This window comes from Caminibacter sp., assembly GCF_053999135.1.
This window is the reverse complement of sequence record NZ_JBMXVQ010000004.1, coordinates 1-22,534: the sequence shown is the minus strand read 5'-3', so window position 1 is coordinate 22,534 and position 22,534 is coordinate 1. Positions and strand designations below refer to the sequence as shown.

The window sequence follows — 22,534 nt, the reverse complement described above, 5'->3', positions numbered from 1 at the left end:
GGAGCTTCTTTTGTAATTGTTACGTCATGAACGTGAGATTCTTTAAGTCCGGCAGAAGTAATTTCAACAAATTCCGCTCTTTCCTGGAACGTTGGAATATCTTTTGCCCCAACATATCCCATGCTTGCTCTAAGACCACCTATTAATTGATGAATAACATCTTTTATTTTACCTCTGTATGGAACCATTCCCTCAATTCCTTCCGGTACTAGTTTATCAGCAGCCGTTCCTTCTTGGAAGTATCTATCATTGCTTCCTTTTTGCATAGCACCGATACTTCCCATACCCCTATAACTTTTATATTGTCTTCCCTGATACATAATAGTCTCACCAGGGCTCTCTTCAGTACCAGCAAGCAAGCTTCCTATCATTACGCCGCTTGCACCAACCGCCAATGCTTTTGCTATATCTCCAGAATATTTAATTCCACCATCAGCTATTACAGGAACTCCGTGTTTTTTAGCTTCAGCGGCACATTCGTCAATTGCACTGATTTGAGGAACCCCAACACCTGCTACGATTCTTGTCGTACAGATACTTCCAGGCCCGATTCCAACTTTAACGGCATCGGCTCCCGCTTTAATTAAATCTCTTGTAGCCTCGGCAGTTGCTACGTTTCCAGCAACTACATCAACGTCAAATCTCTCTTTAACCGCTTTTACCAAATCAATAATACCTTTTGAATGACCGTGAGCTGAATCGATAACAATAACATCCACACCGGCGCCAACTAACGCAGCTGCTCTTTCAATCCCGTTACCTACACCTATTGCCGCAGCAACTCTAAGACGACCGAATTTATCTTTATTCGCGTTTGGATACTCTTTTTTCTTTTGAATATCTTTTATGGTAATTAAACCTTTTAAATATCCTTCTTCATCGACAATAGGAAGCTTTTCGATTTTATTTTCATGTAAAATTTCTTCCGCTTCTTCAAGTGTTATACCTTCTTTTGCCGTTACAAGAGGCATTTTTGTCATAACTTCTTTTACTTTTTTTGAATAATTCTTTTCAAATCTCATATCCCTGTTTGTAAGAATTCCTATAAGTTTTCCGTTTTTATCCACTACAGGAACACCTGAAATTTTATATGTAGCCATAAGCTCTTCTGCTTTTGCCAAAGTATCATCAGGAAAAATTTTTATAGGGTCTATTATTATCCCGCTTTCACTTTTTTTAACTTTCTCAACTTCTTTTGCCTGAGTTGCAATATCCATATTTTTATGAATTACCCCGACTCCCCCAAGTCTTGCAAGGGCAATTGCCGCTCTTGATTCAGTAACCGTATCCATAGCAGCAGAAACAATAGGAATATTAAGTTCTACGTTTTTAGTAAATCTTGTTTTTAAATCAACTTCTTTTGGTAATACTTCACTGTATTTAGGGACTAATAACACGTCTTCAAATGTTAAAGCTTTATATTTTATTCTCATGTGCTTTCCTTTACTAAATTTTCTACTTGTTTTGCTCCGTCAAAAAGAGTCTGCTCATCAAAATGTTTGGCTATAAGCTGAAGTCCTATTGGCATATTGTCTCTGTCTTTTCCTATCGGAACCGAAATAGCAGGAACACCCGCTAAGTTTACGCTAATAGTATAAATATCGCTTAAATACATCTCAAGCGGGTCTTTTTTACTGCCAAATTCAAACGCCGTAGTTGGAGTTACAGGAGTTAATACTAAATCAGCTTCACTGAAAAGTTTATCGAATTCATCTTTTATTAAGTGTCTTACTTTTTGGGCTTTTAAATAATAAGCATCATAATATCCGCTTGAAAGAACGAAGGTCCCAAGCATAATTCTTCTTTTTACCTCCTCTCCAAACTGAGCACGTGTAAGTTTATATGTTTCTTTTAAATCTTTTCCTTCAATTCTGTTACCGTATCTCATTCCGTCAAATCTTGCCAGGTTAGAGCTAGCTTCAGCAGTCGCCACTACGTAATATGTTGCAACGTCATATTTTGAATTCATTAAAGTTTTATGAATAATAGTATGCCCTTCTTTTTCAAGCTGAGCCACAACATCTAAAATCGCTTTTTTAATATCTTCATCGGCTTCTTCTATATAATTATCTATTACGGCAATTTTAAGTTTTCTGTTTTCATCTATCTTTACCGGTTTGTGCTCAATTGGAGCTGAGGTAGAATCTTTAGGGTCATACCCGGCTATTATATTGTATAAAATTGCCGCATCTTCTACATTTTGAGTAATAGGACCTATCTGATCAAGTGAACTACTAAAAGCTGTGAGACCCAGTCTGCTAACTCTTCCGTATGTCGGCTTCATTCCTACAACACCGCAAAACGCAGCAGGCTGACGGATACTTCCCCCCGTATCACTTCCAAGAGCGGCTATAGCAATGCCCGCTCCGACAACCGCGGCACTTCCTCCGCTACTTCCTCCTGGAACTCTGTTTAGATTATGGGGATTAAGAGTTTTCCCATAGTAACTTGTCTCAGTAGAACTACCCATGGCAAACTCATCCATATTACATCTGCCATATGCACTAAGACCTCCGTTTAGCATCTTTTCAATTACAGTGGCGTTATAAGGAGACACATATCCTTGAAGAATTTTAGAACTACATGTAATATCCCATCCCTTTACATTAATATTATCTTTTATGGCAACCGGGACACCATCTCCAAGCTCGCTTAAATCCTTATCCAAAAACTGCTCAATATATCCGCCGAGTTCTTTTTTTTCTTTGGCAAGTCTATTAATGTCCTTTTTTAACTCTACTATTTCTTCTTTTGGTAAGTTAAGAGCTTCTTTTAATGTTATCATTACTATCCTTTAATCTATTTTTATACTTTTAAGCCACAAATATATTAAATAACTTCCACCTACTAATATTAATACTGTTAATATAATAAGCCAGAAAGGAACAGGCTTATCCATTAATTACCTTTTGGCATCTTTCACATAAAGCACCTTCTTCAGGAGCTAAATATCTCCAACATCTCGGACATTTATGAAGAGGTGATTTTTTAATTTTAACGACAAATCTTTCATCTTCACCTACATGGAATTTATCTATCTCTTCACCTTCAATATCATCACAAATCATACTGACATTAAAAAATTCCGCCATTTCATCTTTTAATAATTTATCATAATTTGTCTCAATAGCAAGCTCAAGAGTATCTTTTATAACTTTTTCTTTTTTCAGTTTATCAACGATTTCATAAAATCTTCTTCTAATTTCTAAAATCTCTTCATCAAGAGGATTTTCTACAGCTGTTAATGGAGTATATACAAAATCAAAAATATCACGCGCATCTTCTTTTATAACTTTTGGTGCATGTTCAACAGCTTCATCCATCGTATACGTAAGTACTGGCGCTAAAAGCGGAAGAAGTTCTTTTAAAATAATCGCCATAGTACTTTGAGAATTTCTTCTTTTTGGTGAATTTGGCGCTTCACAGTATAATCTGTCTTTACAAACGTCAAGGTAAATAGCACTAAGTTCAGTTACAATAAAGTTATTTAAAATTTGAAAAGCTTTTGAAAAATCATATTTTCCAAACAGATAAACAACCTCATCAAATACTTCTTTACTTCTTGCTAAAATCCATCTGTCAATCATACTCGGATTATCAAGTTTAATTTCTTCTAAATCATTTACGTTTGCCAGTAAGAATCTAACAGTATTTCTTATTTTTCTGTATTGTTCGGCTACCTGTTTTAAGATGTTTTCTCCAAGTTTTATATCGCTGGTATAATCACTCGTAGCCACCCACAGTCTTAATATTTCAGTTCCGTATTTTTTAGCAACTTGGTTTGGAGCAACTACATTGCCTTTTGATTTACTCATCTTCTCACCCTTTTCATCAACCGTAAATCCATGGGTGAGGATAGATTTATAAGGCGCTTTTTTCTCAATAGCGGTCGATACAAGAAGTGAACTTTGGAACCAACCTCTGTGCTGGTCGCTTCCTTCTAAATACATGCTTGCCGGATATTCCCCAGCATCATATCTACCGCTTTTTAATACGGCAAACCAAGTAGAACCGCTGTCAAACCAAACATCTAAAATATCATTTACTTTTTCAAGTTTTGAAGCAAGATGCTTTTTACTCTCAGGCAAAAGCTCTTCTATACTCATTTCATACCAGGCATCAGCGCCTTTTACCTTAAAAACATTATAGATATGTTCAATAATATCATCATCAATAATAAGCTCGCCTGTAGCTTTATCTCTAAAAAACGCAATTGGAACCCCCCAGTCTCTTTGACGGCTAATACACCAGTCAGGTCTGTTGCTTACCATTGATGAAAGTCTGTTTCTACCGCTCTGAGGTGTAAATTCCACTTTTTCAATCTCTTTAAGCGCTCTGTTTCTTAAAGTATCGCCTTCTACTTCTTTATCCATTGCTATAAAAAACTGCTTAGTGGCCCTAAAAATCACAGGATTATGACATCTCCAGCAGTGCGGATAGCTGTGCGTAAATTTATCCGCTTTTATTAAATTTTCTCCAAGAAGCTCTAAAATTTTAGGGTTTGCTTTAAAAATATGCATTCCCACAAACTCTTTTGGCAGTAGACCTTCTTTTAAAAGAATTTCGCTGTATTTTCCTTCATCGTCAACCGGTTGTAAAATATCTGAATATCCGTATTTTAGCCAAACTCTGTAGTCTTCTTCCCCATGTCCCGGAGCCGTATGAACGCACCCCGTACCTCCGTCCATTGTAACGTGTTCGCCAAGTAAAATTACAGAAAGTCTGTTATTTAAAGGATTTACGGCTTTTAGACCTTCAAGTTCTTTTGGGTCAAATTCTTTTATTATTTTACCCTTAACCACACCCTCTTCTTTTAATCTTTCATAAAGAGGTTTTGCCACGATATAATTATCGCTTGTAAGCACATAAGGAGTTTCCGGATTTAAAGCGATTCCCATATTCGCAGGAAGCGTCCAAGGAGTCGTAGTCCAGATAATAATTTTTGCGTGTTTAGTTCCAAGTGCTTTATTAGCTTCTTTACTTAAAGGAAACGCTACGTAAATAGAATAATCCTCTTTGTCTTCATATTCAACCTCAGCTTCAGCAAGAGCGGTTTTATCATGCATACACCAAAACACTGGTTTGCTTCTTTCCACTAATAGCCCCTCTTTGGCTATTTCAGCTAAAGCTTTGTAAATATCGGCTTCAAATTCAAAATCCATTGTTTTATAAGGATTTTCCCAATCTCCAATCACTCCTAGAGATTTAAACTCTTCTTTTTGAATTTCAATGAATTTTGCGGCATGTTCGCGACAAAGTTCTCTTATTTTTGTCTTAGGAAGCTTTTCTTTTTTTTCACGTCCGATTTTTTTCTCAACCTGTTGTTCAATCGGAAGTCCGTGACAGTCCCATCCCGGAACATATCTGATATCAAAACCTTGAAAATAGTAGTATTTATTTATAATATCTTTTAAAATTTTATTAAGCGCATGACCGATATGTATATGGCCGTTGGCATACGGAGGTCCGTCATGAAGATTAAATTTATCTTCCCCGCGTCTGTTTTCTTTCATTCTTTCATAAACGTTTTCACTAAACCATTTTTTATATCTTTTTTGTTCGTTTTGAGGTAGATTTCCGCGCATCGGAAAAGAGGTTTTCGGTAAAAGAAGAGTATCTTTATAATCCATCGAAGTTTTCCTTTTTTACAGGGTATTATACCAAAATTATTCTATATGGGTTACCACTTTTACGATATTAGGGTCGGCAAAATAATCACCCTCTTTCCCATCGTAATCAAACTGCGATAAAATATCTCTTATAATATTTAACCTTGCCCTTTTCTTATCGTTTGCATCCACTATAACCCATGGAGCATAAGGAGTAGATGTAGCGGCAAACATATCCTCTTTTGCCTTTTGATAATCTTCGTAATGTTCGTAACTTTTCCAGTCAAGAGGAGAGAGTTTCCATTTTTTAAGAGGGTCTTTTTCTCTTGATTTTAATCTTCTATACATTTCTTCTTTTGTTATATCCAGATAATATTTAAAAAATTTTATCCCGTCATCAATCAAAAGCTCTTCAAATTTAGGACACTGTCTCATAAATTTAAGATACTCCTCCCTTGTACAAAATCCCATAACTCTTTCTACCCCAGCTCTATTGTACCAGCTCCTGTTAAAAAAAACCATTTCACCGCCTGCAGGAAAATGAGGAACGTAACGTTGAAAATACCACTGTGTTTTTTCCCTGTCACTTGGTTTATCAAGAGCAACGCTTCTTGCAAATCTAGGATTTAAATGCTCTAAAATTCTTTTAATAGTTCCGTCTTTACCGGCGGTATCCATTCCTTCAAAAATGGAAAGCATTCTTTTGTTATTGTTTCGAATCCATGTTTGAAGTTTTACAAGCTCGATTTGAAGCTTTAAAAGTTCTTTTTCATAAAACTTCTTTTTTAATCTTCCCTTTTTATTAAATACCTTATTTTTAGGAAGGGAATATTCTGGTAATTTAGAAATATCTAAATGGTGCATATCAAACTCCTTTTTTTGGTTATAATTATTATATCAAAAGGAGTCGAATATGGATATTATTTTTGTAGGAAAAGAGTGGAAATTTAAAAAAGCGCTTCAAGAAGAGCTGTTTAGATACATAAATTACAACGCTTTAACGTACCTTGATACATTTGATATAAACTTCAATCCCAAAAACGAGACGTTAATAGTAACCTCTCAAAAAACATATCCATTAGTAGCCAGAATAATAGCCAGACTGGTAAATCAAAACCTTATAATAAAAGATGACTTTTTAGTACCGGAAAACGCAAAATTTTCAAAAAACAGTTTCTTAGTCAAGATAAATGAAAAAAACATAAACGTTATTTTACTTGAAGATACCGTCCCAGAAATTTTTATTATCACTCCCGAATATGAAGAAATAAACGTTTTCAGATTTGATAAAGACACTGCTTTAATGTTTTTAGAACCGATTCTCCATGCTCACAAATTAGACTTTACCGTTATAGAAAATGAAGGAAACTTTTTACAGATTTTTACCGAACCCCTCGAAAAAAATATAAAAAAAGAGATAATAAACTCTATTCCTTACGTAATATTTGGCAATATATTCGAACATATAATCAACACACTTCCTCCCCAAAAAATAACATTTGCCGAAAGCTGTACAGGAGGGCTTATAGCTTCAAACCTTACTAAAATAAGCGGTTCAAGCAGATGTTTTGAAGGAAGTGTAGTCAGCTATGCAAACAGAATAAAAGAAGAATGGCTGGGAGTCTCACGTCAAACACTCGAAAAATACGGAGCGGTGAGCGAACAGACCGTTAAAGAAATGCTTTTAGGAGCTATAGAAATATCAAAAGCAAATTACGCAATAGCCGTTAGCGGAATAGCCGGACCTACAGGCGGTACTCCAAATAAACCGGTAGGCACTGTTTATATCGGGGTAGCGGACAGAAAAAGCCTTAAAGTAGAGCTTCATCATTTCAAAGGAGACAGAAATTATATTCAATATAAGGCTATGATGAACGGAATAAGAATGTTTATAGACTTTAGCCAACTTTATAGTAAAATTTCATAAAAAAGGTCCTATATGATAAAAGCACTAAGAGGTATGAAAGATATTATTGAAGATAAAAGATTTTTAAAAATATTTGATACAGCCAGAAAAATAGCTCAAAACTACGGATATGAATATATAGAAACCCCTATTTTGGAAGAAACTTCTCTTTTTAAAAGAAGTGTGGGAGAGAGCAGCGATATTGTAAATAAAGAGATGTATCAATTTACAGACAAAGGCGGAAACGATGTCTGTATGCGTCCAGAAGGCACGGCAGGGGTAGTAAGAAGCTTTATAGAGCACAAATTCGACCGCCAACAAACTCCAAAAAGATTTTGGTATTTCGGCCCTATGTTCAGATATGAAAGACCTCAAAAAGGAAGACTTAGAGAATTTCATCAGTTTGGAGTCGAAAGCTTCGGAGAGGAAAGCGTTTATGAAGACATAAACACAATAGCCTTAGCCGCCGATATTTTTGATGCTCTTAACATAAGTTACACCCTAAAAATAAATTCTTTAGGATGCCCAAAATGTATGCCCAAATATAAAGAAAAACTGATAGAATTTCTAAATTCTCATAAAAAAGAACTGTGTGAAGACTGCCAAAGAAGAATCAATCAAAACCCTATAAGAACACTTGACTGTAAAGTAAAAAGCTGTCAAGAGATACTAAAAGACGCTCCAAAAATTACAGATAATTTATGTGAATCATGTCAAAAAGATTTTGAAACGTTAAAAAAAGGGCTTGAAAATTTGGATATAAAATATGAAGTGGATAAAAATCTGGTTAGAGGCCTTGATTATTATACTAAAACCACTTTTGAATTCGTATCAAACGAAATAGGAGCCCAAAGCGCAATTGCAGGTGGCGGAAGATATGACAGACTTGTGGAATTCTTAGGCGGAAAACCGACGCCGGGCGTGGGATTTGCCATAGGAGTTGAGAGAATTTTAGATTTGGTTAAAACCGAAGATAAAAGAGACGGAATTTATATGGGAGCTATGACCCCTGAAGCAATTCCTTTTATTCAAAAAAAAGCAAAAGAACTCAGAAAAGAGGAAAAAGTTTTTGTAGAAACAAAACCTAAAAGTCTTAAAGCCCATTTAAAAGCCGCTGATAAAGGAAATTTCAAAAAAGCGCTGATAGTCGGAGAGGACGAATTAAAAACAGGAAATTTTTTCGAAAAAGAACTCTAAAGGCGGATAATGAACTATGGAATAGACATTTGGGGAGCCAACAATTTTTTTATTGAAAACGGAAAACTTAAAATAAATTACGGAAATCAACCGGCCTTAATTGATATAGTAAAAGAGATAGAAGAAAAAGGATTTCAAGGGCCTATCCTTCTTAGATTTCCCCATCTTATCAGAAAACAGATAAACTCTCTTTACAATTCTTTTAATAAGGCTATTAAAGAATTCGATTATAAAGGAAATTTTAAAGCCGTATTCCCTCTAAAAGTAAATCAGTTTCCCACTTTCGTAAAACCTCTTATTAAAATCGCCAAAAAATACAATTACGGACTTGAAGCCGGAAGTAAAGCGGAACTTATTTTGGCTATGACATATAATAACAAAAACGCTCCTATAACCATAAACGGATTTAAAGACAAAGATATGATTCGTCTGGCTTTTATAGCCGGATTTATGGGATATAACGTAACTATTACCATTGAAGGACTAAACGAACTTAATTCCATTATAGAAGTCAGCCGGGAATACGACTCTATGCCCGTAAATATAGGAATTAGAATCCGTCTTCACACTTCAGGTGTGGGAATATGGGCAAAAAGCGGAGGCATCGAGAGTAAATTTGGACTTAGTTCAACAGAAATAATAGAAGCCGTGGATATCCTCAAAAAAGAAAATATTTTAAATAAATTAAAAATGATTCATTTTCATATCGGAAGTCAAATAAACGATATTTCACCCCTAAAAAAAGCTATAAGAGAATCAGGTAATATTTACGCAGACCTTAGAAAAATGGGAGCTAAAAACTTAACGGCTATTAATATAGGAGGAGGTCTTGCCATTGAATATTCCCAGTGGGATGATAAAAGGGATAAAAACTATTCTATTGAAGAGTTCAGTAACGACGTAGTATATCTTTTAAAAGAAATTTCAAATAAAAAAAACGTCCCTATGCCTGATATTTTTACCGAAAGCGGACGGTTTATAGCATCCCCTTCAACAGTATTGGTAGCTCCGGTAATAGAACTTTTTTCACAGGAATATACGGAAAAAGCCCTAAAATTTAAAGAAAAAAACCCTGATTTAGTCGAAGAATTATACGATTTATATAAAAGTATAAACGAAAATAATTATATAGAGTATTTCCATGACGCACTTGACCATTTCGAAAGTCTGCTAACTCTTTTTGATTTGGGATTTATTGATTTAATAGACAGAAGCAACAGCGAAATACTCGTAAACCTTATAATAAAAAGAGCTATCACTTATGCAACTCTTAAAGGTTTTAAAAATAAAGACTTAAAATCAATTAATGAAAAATTTCAGGAAAAATATTTAGCAAACTTCTCCATTTTCCAAAGTTTACCCGATTTTTGGGGTCTTGGGCAGAGATTCCCAATTATGCCTCTTACAAAATTAAACATAACTCCCAATAGAAGCGCGACTATATGGGATATAACCTGTGATAGCGACGGTGAAATACCTTTTAGCAAAGAGTATCCCATTTATCTTCATGATGTTGATTTAGATAAAGAAGATTATTATCTGGGATTTTTCCTCGTAGGTGCATATCAGGAAATTCTTGGAATGAAACATAATCTTTTCAGTTATACAAATGAAGCAATAGTTAATTTTGATGCTGAAGGTAATTATGAAATAGAATTTTTAGAACCCACCCAAAAAATAAGAGAAATTTTAATAGACTTAGACTATGATATAGACGAAATAGAAAGACTTCTAAAAAACAATATAGAAAATGCTATAAAAGATGAAGAAGAGAGAAAAGAAATTTTAGGAGAACTTTTCCTTCTCCTTAACGATATGGTTTACCTGAAAAACGACTGACTATTTTTCAGGAACTATTTCTTCTCTTTTTATTAAATTATCCACTTTCAAAATAGTAATAATTCTTCCATCGTCAAGCCTACCTACTCCTTCTATAATATCATCTTCATTTGAATAAGTATCAGGAGGAGGCAAAATATTTTTTTTAGGAATTCTAATAGCGGAAGTTAATCTGTCTATAACAAAAGCCACATCTTCACCTTTTATTTTCATAACAATAAATCTTGTGTTTTCATCAATATCGGCAGCAGGTACTTTAAATTTCTTTCTTAAGTCTATTAAAGGAAGAACATTACCTCTTAAGTTAAATACCCCTAAAACATAATCCGGCACAAAAGGCACCCTTGTCCATTCTATAGGTTTTATAATTTCCTGAATAGAGAGAATAGGAACGGCAAATTCCTCTTCTCCTACTACAAATCCTACAAGTTGAACAATTTCTTCCGTTTGTTTTTCCTGAGGTTCCGTTAATGCTTTTTGCTGTTGTTTTACAATATCACCAAGTCCCATTTTTTATCCTTATAAACCTAAATTTCTTCTAACTACGTTTTGTAAATATTCTTTTGTGTAAGGTTTTGTAATATATTCATTCATACCCACTTCAACACCTCTTACCCTATCGGCTTTTGTAGCCCTACTAGTTACGGCAATTAAAGGAAGTTTTCTGAATTTATTATATTTTCTAATCTCCTGTGCTAGTGTATATCCGTCCATTCGAGGCATTTCAATATCTATAAGCATAGCGTCAACATCATTTTGCTTTAATAAATTTAAAGCTTCAATACCATCTTTAGCTTCAACTATCTGAACTCCTAAAGGCTCAAGGGCCTGTCTCATAATTTTTCTGTCCATCGCACTGTCATCAACTATCATAACAACATAATCTTCAGGTTTTTCTTTTTTCTTTTTAGCTTCTTTTAACGAATCGGTTACAAGTTTTTTATTATGAGTTTCTTTTGCAAGTTTCATCAGACTTGCAACATCTACTATAAGGGTTACACGACCGTCTCCTCTAATAGTGGCTCCGGCAATTCCCGGAAGACCTTTTAAAAATTCTCCCAAAGATTTAATAACTATCTCTTCCTGTCCTATAAATCTATCGACTATAAGCCCTATTTTGGTAGCTCCAAGCCCCAAAATAACTACATAAAGATATTTTTCAGGCTCAAGTATTTTTTCTATTTCAAAAACATCCGCCATATTAACCAGAGGCAGAACTTCATCTCTTAATTTAAGTACGCTTTTACCTTCAATAGTATAAATATCCTCTTCTACAATTCTTACGGTTTCTATTACGTTTGATAAAGGAACCGCAAATAAATCCTCTTGAGAAGCCACTAAAAGAGCCTGAATAATGGCCAGTGTTAAAGGAATTTTTAACTTAAATGTCGTACCTTTTCCAGGGACCGAATCAACTTCGATAATACCGTTTAGTTTTTCAATATTCGTTTTAACAACGTCCATTCCCACACCGCGCCCGGAAACACTTGTAACCTTTTCGGCAGTTGAAAAACCTGGTTTGAAAATAAGCATAAACGCTTCTTTATCACTCATATTTTCGGCTTCCTGAGGAGTAATAATACCTTTTTCTATTGCTTTTTTCTTAATAGCCTCAGGGTCTATACCCCGACCGTCGTCTTTTATTTCAATAACTATCATATTTCCTTCATTATACGCCCTAAGCCAGATAGTCCCCTCTTCAGGTTTTCCTTTTGCTTTTCTCTCTTCAGGAGGTTCAATACCATGGTCAATTGCGTTTCTAATCATATGAACAAGAGGGTCACCTATTTCTTCAATAATAGATTTATCAAGTTCAGTATCTTCACCTTCTATAATTAACCTTACCTTTTTACCAAGTTCCCTCGCAAGGTCTCTTACCAAACGAGGAAATTTATTAAATACTTTCCCTATAGGAAGCATTCTTATTTTCATCACGGCTATTTGAAGGTCTGTTGTTACAATAGAAATACTAGAAACAACCTGATTAAGTTCTTCTAAGAATTTTTCTCCCTCATATCTCTCTTCTACATCGTTATATATTTTTATCAGCCTGTTTTTAGCAAGAACCAGCTCCCCGATTAAATTCATAAGCTGGTCAAGCCTTTTAACGTCAACCCTGATAGTCTGTTCTTTAGCATTAATTAACTGTTTCTTAACTTTTTGTTTTGCCTCTTCTTTTGATACAGGTTTTGTTTCAGCGGCTTTTGCCACTTCTTTTTTATCTGCCGGAGTAACTTCTTTTTTCTCTTCTTTTTCCTCTTTTTTTTCTTCTTCTTCTTTTTTTTCTTCTTTTTCTTCCTCTTCAGGAGGCGTATTTATATCTTCCACAAGCCTCTCAAGTACCGCATCAAGCTCTTCGGGAGAGAGTTGAGAAACATCTATATCATCTATATTGTCAACCGTTATTTCATCAAGATTTAAATTACCTATTTTTTTAGACTCTTTTTTTTCTTCCTTTTCTTCCGAAGAACTACCAACTCCCTCACCGTTCACTATCGCATCAAGTTTTTTTACTATAGGTTCGATATCAACCTCAGGGGCCTCATCGTTTCCATTATCTCTTATATATTCCAAAATTGCTTTCATAGCATCAACAGACTCAAGAATTACGTCCATAATTTCCGGCGTTATTCTAAGCTCCCCTTTTCTCGCCTTATCCAATACGGCTTCCATATGATGAGTAAGACGGGTAAGCTTATCGAAGTTTAAGAAACTCCCACTTCCTTTAATAGTATGAGCAACCCTAAATATTTTATTTACCAAATCCAAATCATCGGGATTATTTTCAAGCTCTATCAGGTCCTGGTCCATTTCTTCTATCATTTCAAATGCTTCAACTAAGAAGTCTTCCAATAATTCCATCATATCATCCATCGATTACCCTTTATTTTCGATTTCTTTTTCTTTTTTTTGACTTTTTAAAACTTCAACGATTTTTTCATAAAATTTTTCAGGATTAAATTTAACAAGATATCCTTCAGCTCCTACTTCCTTACCTCTTATATCACTAAACGCATCGGAAATTGAAGAACTGAATACAAGAGGAATATCTTTAAATCTCTTATCCTGATGAATTCTTGCAGCCATATGATATCCGTCCATTTTAGGCATTTCTATATCACTCAAAATAAGCTTTAATTTATCTTTCAAAGATTCCCCGTAAACAGTATAAAGCTCTTCTAGTTTTTGAAGTCCCTCTTCTCCATTTGTAGCTTCTATTACATCAAAGCCCATTTTTTCAAGAGCCTCTTTTTCTATTCTTCTAGCAGTCGGCGAATCGTCAACAAGAAGAACTATTCCACTGAACTTTTCAAGTTTTCCTTCGTCTATATCAAGATTACTTTCAAAGAATCCCATCTCTTCAACTATACTCTCAAGGTCTAATATAAGCAGTATTTCCCCGTTTTCTATTCTTGTAATTCCTGTTATTTTACTTCTGTCAAGTTTACCTTGAGCGGCACTGAATGTTGCCGGTTCTATATCGGCCCAAGAAATTCTTCTTATCCTTTTTGCGTCATGAACTATAAAACCTATAAGAATATTATTAAACTCGGTAATTATTACTCTTTTTTTGATAGGAGCTTCATCCTCACTAGGAACTTCTATCCCCATCCACTTTGCCAAATCCACAACAGGAACCACAACCCCCCTTAAATCAAAAATACCTTCTATATAATCTTCGCTTCCGGGCAGTTCTGTGAGTTCTGGCATTTTGATAATTTCCCTTACTTTTGCAACATTAATTCCATAAATCCCTTCATAAATACTACCATCAGGTTCTTTTTTAAACAGCCTAAAATCTACTAGTTCAAGTTCGTTTGAGCCTACTTTTAAGTTTTTATCTTCTACCGCCATAAGCTTTTTCCTTTAAGTTGTTTTTTTCATAAACATAAAATACCCTCTCGCATTTAAACGCACCTAAATTTATGTAGGTCTTATTATCAAATTTATAGACTGCGTTTTGATGATAATGTCCTTCTATTATTATACTATAATTTATATCGGCAATTTTATTTTTTACTTTTATTTTAAAAGAAAAAATTTTGCTACATTTTACCATTTTTTTTAATAATTTTTCAAAAAACCACCCGTTAATAATATTAAAAGTTACAATATTTATTAATTTTAACAAAAAATTTCTTCTTATAACAAAAGAATACGCCTTATAAAAAGCATCTTTATCCGTTAAATCCCCATGAGTTAAAAAAAAAGATTTTTTTTTATCTACAAAAGCATCGGCTATTTTAACATTCGGAAAAATTTCTTCTATATTAAAGTCATGATTTCCCGGAGTATAATAAACTTCCGTTTTGTAAGAGAGGGTATTTATAAGATTTATTGCTTCTTTGTTGTAATGGATTAAATATTTAAAAGGAAGCAGAAGATGAAATATATCGCCAAGGAAAAAAACCTGTGGGGGAGGATTTTTAATCCATTTTTTTAAAAGACTTAAAAATTCCTTATCACCTTTTTTATAATGCACATCCGCAATTATCACAGCATTGTTTTTTAATTCAACTTCTTTAACTTTTAATTTTTCACTTTTCACTTTTAATTTTTCACTTTAAGGCACATATGCTATTTTAGGAAGAGCCAAACCTTCATCAAATCCAAACATCAAATTAGCGTTAGCTACCGCCTGAGAAGAGGCCCCTCTTAAAAGATTGTCTATTACGCTGTTTATAAAAAGCATATTTCCGTTTTTTGCAGCAAAAATATCACAAAAATGGCTCCCGGCTACATTTTTAATTTCTACCGGTTTTTCACTTATTCTTATAAATTTTTCATTTTTATATGTCTCTTTTAATATTTCAAGAGGCTCGATATCTTTTTTTAGTTTAGCATAAATACTCACCTGCATCCCTCTTGTAATAGGAAGCAATTGAGGAACGAATGTAACATTTAGACCCGTTTTTTCTTTTATTTCTATACTGTGGCGGTGTTTTATAGGATTATAAGCAAAAAAGTTTTCATTGTCTTTTACAAAATGAGTAGTAGAGCTTAGTTTTTTCCCAGCCCCGCTGACACCGCTTTTTGCATCAACAAACACACCGTCTTCAATATATTCGATAAACGGATAAAGTCCGAGAATCGTAGCTGTCGGATAACATCCCGGATTTGCTATTAGAGAGCTTTTTTTTATATATTCCCTAAAAATCTCAGGAAGTCCGTATGCGCTGTTTTCAAGATTAGCCGGGTCTATGTGAGGACAGTAATAATCTTCGTAATTTTTTTGATTAAGCCTGTAATCCGCTGAAAAATCGACAATTTTTGTTTTTCCGTAAAGCTCTTTTACCAAGCCCATTGCAGTTTTATGAGGCACTGCTAAAAAAACCAAATCATGAGAAGCTATTTTTTTTATGTCGGCTTTTTGAATTTCTTTTTCAAAAACACCTTTTAAAGAAGGATAAATCTCTTCAATTCTCTCTCCCCCCTCGCTTCCAAATAAAGAAGTGATTTCAAAATGAGGATGATTTAAAAGAATTTTTATAAGCTCAAGTCCCGTATATCCGCTCGCCCCTACAATCGCCGTTTTAATCATATTCTTCCTTCACTGTTTATTTTTCACTTTACACTTTTCATTTCCCCGTGCTTCCAAACCCGCCGCTTCCACGCTCGGTATCGCTTAAGTTTTCCACTTCTACAATTTCGGCCTGAATAACCGGCGCTACAACGGCTTGAGCAATTCTTTCACCATACTTTATCTCAAAAGGCTCACTGCCGTGGTTTATTAAAAGAACCTTTATTTCCCCCCTGTAATCACTGTCAATGGTACCTGGCGAATTTAAAACAGTAATTCCGTGTTTAAAAGCCAGTCCGCTTCTTGGACGGATTTGAACTTCATAACCTCTCTCAATCTCAAAAGCAAGACCAGTGCCTATAAGCTTTCTTTCACCAGGATTAATCACTGTATTTTCGATTGAGTGTAAATCAAATCCCGCAGCTTCTTCTGTCTGATACGATGGAATTACTGCCTTTGAATTTAACTTTTTAATTTTCAAGACCATATCAATCCTCACTTTTCACTTTTCACTTTTCACTTTTAACTAAAACATATGTCTTCAAAACAGATTTTATCAATTTCATAAACCTTTGTTCCACCCGGAAGGTTTACTTCAACCTCATCGCCCACTTCTTTTCCTATAAGTGCTTTAGCAAGAGGAGAATGATATGAAATCAGACCTTTTTCGGGATTTGCTTCGGGAGCTCCAACGATTGTGTATTTTACTTCTTCATCTGTATCAACATCGATAAGATATACGGTTGAACCGAATGATACTCTATTGTGAGCGTGTTCTTTTGGATCTACCACTACGGCTCTGCTTAATATATCGCTAAGTTCGGCTATTCTTCTTTCGATATGAGCCTGTTTTTCTTTTGCCGCATGGTATTCGGCATTTTCTTTTAAATCCCCAAGCTCCCTTGCCGCGTCAATCTCTTTTGCAACTTCCGGTCTTGCGACTGTCTTTAAATATTCAAGTTCTTTACTAAGTTTTTCATAACCGTATTTGGTCATAGGTTCTTTTTGCATTTTTTTCCTTTATGATTTATATTGTTTTTGAAAATTATATCAAGTTTACGAAGTTATAAGATTAATAACGTTCTTCGCAGAACCATATTTCAGTATCTTACGAAGTTTTTGAGAATTTTCCTTATATTCTTGAATTTTAGCATTTTTCATCTCTCTTATCAACTTCTCAATATCAAACTTTTGTAAATACTCTTTATGAAACTCTCCAAGGCCTTCTTTTTCAAAAATAATATTGGCAAGACCTACATATTTCAAATCCACAACCGCTTTTGCTATAAAATATTCAATCCACCTGGCTTTATACATAAGCACAAAAGGGGTCCCTATAATTGCCGCTTCAAGAGTAGCGGTACCTGAACAGATATAGGCAAAATCGCTTTTTAAAAGAGCTTTTCTTGCGTCATAAACTATTTCAAAACCACTTACATTTCCGTATATTTCATTTATTTTATTTTTATATATATCCGGCACTACAAGAAAAGCTTTTTTATCTATTTTTTTTCTGAGTTCCCTAAATACAGGCATCAGATTTTTAATTTCGCTCTTTCTGCTTCCCGGTAAAAACGCTACATTTCCATACTCTTTATCATCCCTAAATTCCGTAATTTCATCCAAAAGAGGATTTCCCACATATGTCCCATCTTTCCAATATCCCCTTTCAAAAGGAAAAATATACGCCTTTTTATCAATATATTTATTAACCTGTTTTATTCTACCCCTTTTCCATGCCCAGACTTTTGGAAGAATATAATAAATTATTTCAATATCAGGGTTGATTTCTTTTATTTTTTTAGCAAGTCTGAGATTAAAAGAAGGAGCGTCTATCAAAAGCACTTTATCGCATTCCTTACTGAGTTCTGCCAGTTCGTTAATAGCCTTTTTAGCGAGTTTGATTTTTGGAATTACATCCAAAAACCCCATTACATTAAATTCATTACCATCAATCATAGGCTCACCCAGACTTTTATCAAAAACACCGGTAATTCTCAATTCTCCATTCTCAATTCTCCATTCATTTAAAATTTGTTTTAAATGTAGGTTTGCACTAGGCTCAAGAGCGCTTACAAGTATTTTATTCAAATTCAACCTTGCTTTGATGAATTATTTTTTTAGTTTTTTTAACTTTTTTATCAGTTTTTTTTTCATTTTTCACTTTTAACTTTTCACTTTTACTTTTAACTACTTCGCCGTCAATTATACAGCATCCGAAATTTGTCTGCATACACATTTTAAACCTCCTTAAACTCTTGGGTATCTACGTAAAAAATTTTTCCTTTTACTTTTTTACCTGTAAGTTTTTCTACAACCTCCACATAATGTCTAACTTGCTTAATATAAGCTCTTTCATCCTTTGGCTTTGTGCTTTTATAATCTATCACCTCAATCCCTTCCACATATAAATCCATTCTACCCACTTTTTCTTCATAAATAAAAGGAACTTCTTTTTTTCCTGTTGGCAAATAAGGCTTTGATTTTTCAATTAAATCTTTTACTTTTTCAATATCACAAAAATCCCCATAAATGTTTCTAACCGCCTCAATATCATTGCACTCAAAAGCGTAATGAATTGCATTTCCAAGAAAAATTGATTTAAAATCGTTTGGCTTATACTCTTCTTCTTCAATTATATTAGTTTGCTTGCCTAAATTTTCAATTTTTATGTTTATAGCATTTAATTTTTCCTCTTTTCTATCTTCACTTGGAATTATTTTCCCTTTTTGAATTTTATTAAGCTCAGTTACAAAAGCCGAATAGCTTTTGCCCTGTTTTGTTTTTTCGCTTCTTTTTAAAATAATTAAAGAGTTTTTAGCTCTTGTAAACGCGACGTATTCCGCATTTTTTTTGTCTTCCTCTTTTAGGCGCTCTTCCTTTTTTAAAATTAAAGAATAATTTTTATCAATTATCTCCCTGTTTGGAATTTTTAATTTAATATCTTTTAATTTTGCATTTTCATAATAAAAAACAATATTACCGCTTGGATTTTCTCTATCGCTTAACCTGTCAAGTACTATAACATTATCAAATTCAAGCCCTTTACTTTTATGAATGGTCATAATTACAATTCCGTCAAACTCACTTAACGGCAATTCTTCTTCATATGAATCAATCTCTTTTACAAAATCAAAAAGAGTGTCATATTTTTTAGAGTGATAAAGAAGTTTTAGACTTGCTTCATCTAAAAGGTTAAATTTATCAATTATCTCTTTTATCATCAAAACAGGTCTATCAATTTTTATATCAATCTCTTCTTCACTCCATTTTTTTCCAATTAATGAGAGAAAATTTAATTTTTCGATTTTTAATTTTGGATTGTTTAAATATTTCATAAGAGAAACAATCGCTTTTGCGCTTTTTTGTGAAATTACTTTTGCCTTTTTAGCGCTTACCGCTTTTTTACCGCAACTTGCTAAAAACTCGCTTAAATCTAAAATATCCTCGTTCTTATGCACAAGGACGGCAATATCTCTGTCTTTTACCCCGTTTTCATTTAAAAATTTAATTTTTTCATAAACTTTTTCAAATGCATTCTCTTTTGTAATTTCATCAACCTCAATATATCCTTCTTTTTCGCTTTTTACTTTTTCTTTCAAATCAAATTTTTCATTTACAAATTCAACTATATTTTTTGCGCTTCTATAATTTGTATCAAGTCTTTCAACCTCTAACCCAAAAGGCTTATATCTTTTTGCAACCTCATAAAAAAGCTCTTTTTGACCTCCGCGAAAACGATAAATTGCCTGTTTTGTATCGCCTACATAAAAAAAACTCCTAAACTCTTTTCTTCCAATTCCGCTTGCAATTTCATCAATTATAGGCTCAAAAATCTCCCACTGAGTTATGGAAGTATCCTGAAACTCATCCATTAAAATATGATTGACCCTGCTGTCAAGTCTAAAATATAAAAAGTCTCTGTTTAGCTCCTCTTCTCTTAAAAGAGAATAAACTAAATGCTCAATATCCTTAAAATCAAGTAAATTTTCATCTTTTTTTAGCTTCCATTTAAGCTGTTTGTATTTATCGTAAAAATCAAAAAGATTTTTAAAAAATTCATATTCTATATAATCAAAATACTTTTTAAAAAACTTTTTAAGTTCAACTAATATATTCTCAAACCAATTCTGATACAATCCTTTTTTCTTAAAATAAGAATATTGTTTTAACTCTTCTTTTGCAAACCAAGTAGTATATGGCACTTCATAAAAATCTATATTTACAGCTTTTATTGCGCTATTGCTTGATAATTCATGATTTAGAATATACTCTTTTAATCTATTAAAAGCATTTTTTGCCTTAGTATCGTCAGGCTTTTTTATCGGCAAAAGAGTTAAATTTTGAAGCTCTTTATCTTTTTCATAAAGCTCTTCAAACAAATTGATAAGTTTTGTAAATTTTTCTTCTTTTTTTGCAATATCTATTAAAGTTTTAAATTTTTTTTCATCCAAACTTTTTAAAAAAGCTTTAAAAACAATCTCATTATCAACCGCCCCAATATTAAAATTGCTTTTTACTCCCGCAAAATAGCTGAATTTCCTAAGTATTTTATTTATAAATGAATCAATCGTCTGAATATTTACATCGCCTTTTAAAAACTTCTCAAGCAGATTATTTTTTCTTTTTAAAAGTTCTTCTTTATTTATACCTATTTCATTACAAATCATATTTACAACGTTTTCATCATTTCCTAATTCTTTTAAAAATTTGACGATTCTCTCTTTCATTTCGTTTGCAGCTTTATTCGTAAAGGTAATAGCCACGATATTTACGGGTGATTCCACATTCAAAAGCGAAATATACCTGTTTGCCAATCTAAACGTTTTACCGCTTCCGGCACTCGCACTTACAGCCAATAATCTTTTCATCATTCTCTCCCGCATGCGGTTTTGTATTCGCAGTACTTGCAAATCTCAGCCGCAGTTTTTGTTTTTTCTTTTCCGTTTATCTCATACACAATATCCTCGGCTTCTCTCACCTTTTTTGGAAGGTTACTCAAAACCTCCTCAAGCGTCTTAGTTTTTACAACGCCTTCTATTTTTTTGGAATTAAAAATATCCCAGATTATCGTTTTTATGTTTTTACCTTTAAAATTTTCCTTTGCCCACAGAAAATAAAAGGTGGTCTGAAGCTCATACGGATAGTTTTCGCTTGATTCGGCGCTTTTTGAGGTTTTATAGTCAATCAACACTATTTCGTCATTTTTTAAATCAATCCTGTCAACCCTTGCGGCAAAATCAAATCCTTTATAATTAAATTTAATGTACTTCTCAGGCAGGGTTTTGGAATATTTCATTTCTTCAAAATCTTTTTTTGCAAACTTTTTTATTTTATCATCCCACTTTACAAGCACGTTAAAAAGCAACTTTTTATCGGTTATTCGTTTTGTTATTTCGTCAATCAAAGCCAAATAATACTCCTGTTGGTCATTAATTTTATCTTTATTTTTTACGACCTCTTCAACCGCATCATGAAAAATATTACCAAAAAACTCCTCTTCGCTCTCTTCTTCATTAACAATTTCCAAAACATTGGCGAAATAATATCTTTTTGGACACTCTATCAGGGTTTTAAGCTGTGTCGGATACAAAGGAAATTTGATTTCAAACTCATCATCATACCGTGCAGTTTCTTTTTCTTTAGAATACTCAAGCACGGCAAATTTATACTTTTCATCAATTTTTACCGCTTTTTCCTCATTAAATCCCGGATTTAATTCATACAAAAATCTGCTTGGAGATTTTTCTTCGTTTTTTACGTAAGATATGGCAACTTTTTTGGCGTTTTTTATAATCTGATAATAGTAATGTTTTTGCAGATTTTCCCTCTCTTCTTTTGTGGGAAGGTTTGAGTGTTTTCTGATAAATGTATTTAAAAACAAATCACTCTCACTGACACTTGGCACAACATCTTCATTAAAATCAAGAATAATCACACCATCAAACTCCATTCCCCTGCTCTCAAGTACACCCATACAGGTCACAAGTCCGCTGTAAACGTCATCAAAACTTTTATCTTTAAGCCTCTCAAGCACAAAATACAAAAAGTCTTTTTTATTATCAAAAAACTCTTCAAAAGTTTTAAGTCTGTAAAGCTCTTCGTCAATTACCTTAAGCTCTTTTGAAGTCGCTTTTTCTCTTATAAATTCAATCAAATCAAGTTTTTCAAACTCTTCAATAATGTCTTTACATTTTTTCAAAGCCTCTTCATCTCCGCTTAAATATTCAAAAATCGATTTTAGCTTAATATAAATATCGCTGTTTGTAAAACTCTCCCCCATTGCAAAATTAAGGTTTTTTTTGGAATCAAAAAGCTTTAAAAATTCGCTAAACTCTTCATCCGGCAAAATAACGGCGATTTTTTCAGGCGCGATACCATCACTGTAAAATTCCATAATTTTTGCAAATACGTAATTTATCTGATTTATCCTCTCACTCACGTATCCTATTTCAACATCCG

General features: G+C 33.5%; 19 protein-coding genes. 3 read left to right on the top strand and 16 right to left on the bottom strand.

The genetic code is table 11. The features are described from left to right. The 5 genes from guaB to ppk2 form a co-directional block, all read right to left on the bottom strand. A partial coding sequence (gene guaB / locus ACXJH6_RS00165; RefSeq protein WP_456469738.1) for an IMP dehydrogenase occupies positions 1–1,433 on the bottom strand: 1,433 nt, incomplete at its 3' end. Then, a complete protein-coding gene (gene gatA, locus ACXJH6_RS00160; protein ID WP_456469737.1) occupies positions 1,430–2,785 on the bottom strand; it encodes an Asp-tRNA(Asn)/Glu-tRNA(Gln) amidotransferase subunit GatA in 1,356 nt (451 codons plus the stop codon). The genes gatA and guaB, both read right to left, overlap by 4 nt. 9 nt (positions 2,786–2,794) lie before the next feature. After that, a complete protein-coding gene (locus ACXJH6_RS00155; protein WP_456469736.1) occupies positions 2,795–2,899 on the bottom strand; it encodes a glutamyl-tRNA amidotransferase in 105 nt (34 codons plus the stop codon). Then, a complete protein-coding gene (ileS, locus tag ACXJH6_RS00150; RefSeq protein WP_456469735.1) occupies positions 2,892–5,630 on the bottom strand; it encodes an isoleucine--tRNA ligase in 2,739 nt (912 codons plus the stop codon). Before ileS ends, ACXJH6_RS00155 begins: the two co-directional genes overlap by 8 nt. Positions 5,631–5,666: 36 nt before the next feature. After that, positions 5,667–6,473 (bottom strand): polyphosphate kinase 2, encoded by an 807-nt coding sequence (ppk2, locus tag ACXJH6_RS00145; RefSeq protein ID WP_456469734.1) that lies wholly within the window; start codon positions 6,471–6,473, stop codon positions 5,667–5,669. Between the two features lie 49 nt (positions 6,474–6,522). Between ppk2 and ACXJH6_RS00140 the strand changes: the two genes are divergently transcribed. From ACXJH6_RS00140 to speA, 3 genes are read left to right on the top strand one after another with little or no spacing between them, the layout of a single operon-like run. Then, positions 6,523–7,536: a CinA family protein gene (locus ACXJH6_RS00140; RefSeq protein WP_456469733.1), complete on the top strand. Its 1,014-nt coding sequence runs from the start codon at positions 6,523–6,525 to the stop codon at positions 7,534–7,536. A 12-nt stretch (positions 7,537–7,548) separates the two neighbouring features. Then, a complete protein-coding gene (hisS, locus tag ACXJH6_RS00135) occupies positions 7,549–8,712 on the top strand; it encodes a histidine--tRNA ligase (RefSeq protein WP_456469732.1) in 1,164 nt (387 codons plus the stop codon). Between the two features lie 6 nt (positions 8,713–8,718). Next, positions 8,719–10,551: a biosynthetic arginine decarboxylase gene (speA, locus tag ACXJH6_RS00130; RefSeq protein ID WP_456469739.1), complete on the top strand. Its 1,833-nt coding sequence runs from the start codon at positions 8,719–8,721 to the stop codon at positions 10,549–10,551. Here the strand turns inward: speA and ACXJH6_RS00125 are convergent, their stop codons facing one another. From ACXJH6_RS00125 to ACXJH6_RS00075, 11 genes are all read right to left on the bottom strand, one after another. After that, a complete protein-coding gene (locus ACXJH6_RS00125; protein ID WP_456469731.1) occupies positions 10,552–11,061 on the bottom strand; it encodes a chemotaxis protein CheW in 510 nt (169 codons plus the stop codon). A 9-nt stretch (positions 11,062–11,070) separates the two neighbouring features. Continuing rightward, entirely contained in the window at positions 11,071–13,425 is a 2,355-nt protein-coding gene (locus ACXJH6_RS00120; RefSeq protein WP_456469730.1) for a hybrid sensor histidine kinase/response regulator, read from the bottom strand. 3 nt (positions 13,426–13,428) lie between these two features. Continuing rightward, entirely contained in the window at positions 13,429–14,406 is a 978-nt protein-coding gene (locus ACXJH6_RS00115; RefSeq protein ID WP_456469729.1) for a chemotaxis protein, read from the bottom strand. Further along, positions 14,390–15,100, bottom strand: coding sequence for a UDP-2,3-diacylglucosamine diphosphatase (locus tag ACXJH6_RS00110; RefSeq protein ID WP_456469728.1), 711 nt, complete (start codon positions 15,098–15,100; stop codon positions 14,390–14,392). The genes ACXJH6_RS00115 and ACXJH6_RS00110 overlap by 17 nt, the downstream gene beginning before the upstream one ends. A 15-nt stretch (positions 15,101–15,115) precedes the next feature. Continuing rightward, the gene (argC, locus tag ACXJH6_RS00105) at positions 15,116–16,093 is read right to left on the bottom strand and encodes an N-acetyl-gamma-glutamyl-phosphate reductase (protein WP_456469727.1); all 978 of its coding nucleotides are present in this window, start codon (positions 16,091–16,093) and stop codon (positions 15,116–15,118) included. A gap of 37 nt (positions 16,094–16,130) precedes the next feature. Then, positions 16,131–16,559 (bottom strand): dUTP diphosphatase, encoded by a 429-nt coding sequence (dut, locus tag ACXJH6_RS00100; protein ID WP_456469726.1) that lies wholly within the window; start codon positions 16,557–16,559, stop codon positions 16,131–16,133. Between the two features lie 35 nt (positions 16,560–16,594). Continuing rightward, positions 16,595–17,083 (bottom strand): transcription elongation factor GreA, encoded by a 489-nt coding sequence (greA, locus tag ACXJH6_RS00095; RefSeq protein WP_456469725.1) that lies wholly within the window; start codon positions 17,081–17,083, stop codon positions 16,595–16,597. Between the two features lie 45 nt (positions 17,084–17,128). Further along, a complete protein-coding gene (lpxB, locus tag ACXJH6_RS00090) occupies positions 17,129–18,163 on the bottom strand; it encodes a lipid-A-disaccharide synthase (RefSeq protein ID WP_456469724.1) in 1,035 nt (344 codons plus the stop codon). Beyond that, on the bottom strand, positions 18,156–18,311 hold the full coding sequence (locus tag ACXJH6_RS00085; RefSeq protein ID WP_456469723.1) for a lipid-A-disaccharide synthase: 156 nt from the start codon (positions 18,309–18,311) through the stop codon (positions 18,156–18,158). Before ACXJH6_RS00085 ends, lpxB begins: the two co-directional genes overlap by 8 nt. Before the next feature lies 1 nt (position 18,312). After that, positions 18,313–20,943 (bottom strand): RecB-like helicase, encoded by a 2,631-nt coding sequence (locus tag ACXJH6_RS00080; RefSeq protein WP_456469722.1) that lies wholly within the window; start codon positions 20,941–20,943, stop codon positions 18,313–18,315. Further along, a partial coding sequence (locus ACXJH6_RS00075) for a PD-(D/E)XK nuclease family protein (protein WP_456469721.1) occupies positions 20,943–22,534 on the bottom strand: 1,592 nt, incomplete at its 5' end. The genes ACXJH6_RS00075 and ACXJH6_RS00080, both read right to left, overlap by 1 nt.

Excerpts from the sequence above, each read along its gene's own strand:
- greA (WP_456469725.1), bottom strand. The coding sequence starts at position 17,083 with ATGCAAAAAGAACCTATGACCAAATACGGTTATGAAAAACTTAGTAAA.
- ACXJH6_RS00085 (WP_456469723.1), bottom strand. The coding sequence starts at position 18,311 with ATGTGTATGCAGACAAATTTCGGATGCTGTATAATTGACGGCGAAGTA.
- argC (WP_456469727.1), bottom strand. The coding sequence starts at position 16,093 with ATGATTAAAACGGCGATTGTAGGGGCGAGCGGATATACGGGACTTGAG.
- ppk2 (WP_456469734.1), bottom strand. The coding sequence starts at position 6,473 with ATGCACCATTTAGATATTTCTAAATTACCAGAATATTCCCTTCCTAAA.
- ileS (WP_456469735.1), bottom strand. The coding sequence starts at position 5,630 with ATGGATTATAAAGATACTCTTCTTTTACCGAAAACCTCTTTTCCGATG.
- ACXJH6_RS00115 (WP_456469729.1), bottom strand. The coding sequence starts at position 14,406 with ATGGCGGTAGAAGATAAAAACTTAAAAGTAGGCTCAAACGAACTTGAA.
- ACXJH6_RS00155 (WP_456469736.1), bottom strand. The coding sequence starts at position 2,899 with ATGGATAAGCCTGTTCCTTTCTGGCTTATTATATTAACAGTATTAATA.
- ACXJH6_RS00140 (WP_456469733.1), top strand. The coding sequence starts at position 6,523 with ATGGATATTATTTTTGTAGGAAAAGAGTGGAAATTTAAAAAAGCGCTT.
- ACXJH6_RS00120 (WP_456469730.1), bottom strand. The coding sequence starts at position 13,425 with ATGGATGATATGATGGAATTATTGGAAGACTTCTTAGTTGAAGCATTT.
- ACXJH6_RS00080 (WP_456469722.1), bottom strand. The coding sequence starts at position 20,943 with ATGAAAAGATTATTGGCTGTAAGTGCGAGTGCCGGAAGCGGTAAAACG.
- dut (WP_456469726.1), bottom strand. The coding sequence starts at position 16,559 with ATGGTCTTGAAAATTAAAAAGTTAAATTCAAAGGCAGTAATTCCATCG.
- ACXJH6_RS00125 (WP_456469731.1), bottom strand. The coding sequence starts at position 11,061 with ATGGGACTTGGTGATATTGTAAAACAACAGCAAAAAGCATTAACGGAA.
- gatA (WP_456469737.1), bottom strand. The coding sequence starts at position 2,785 with ATGATAACATTAAAAGAAGCTCTTAACTTACCAAAAGAAGAAATAGTA.
- hisS (WP_456469732.1), top strand. The coding sequence starts at position 7,549 with ATGATAAAAGCACTAAGAGGTATGAAAGATATTATTGAAGATAAAAGA.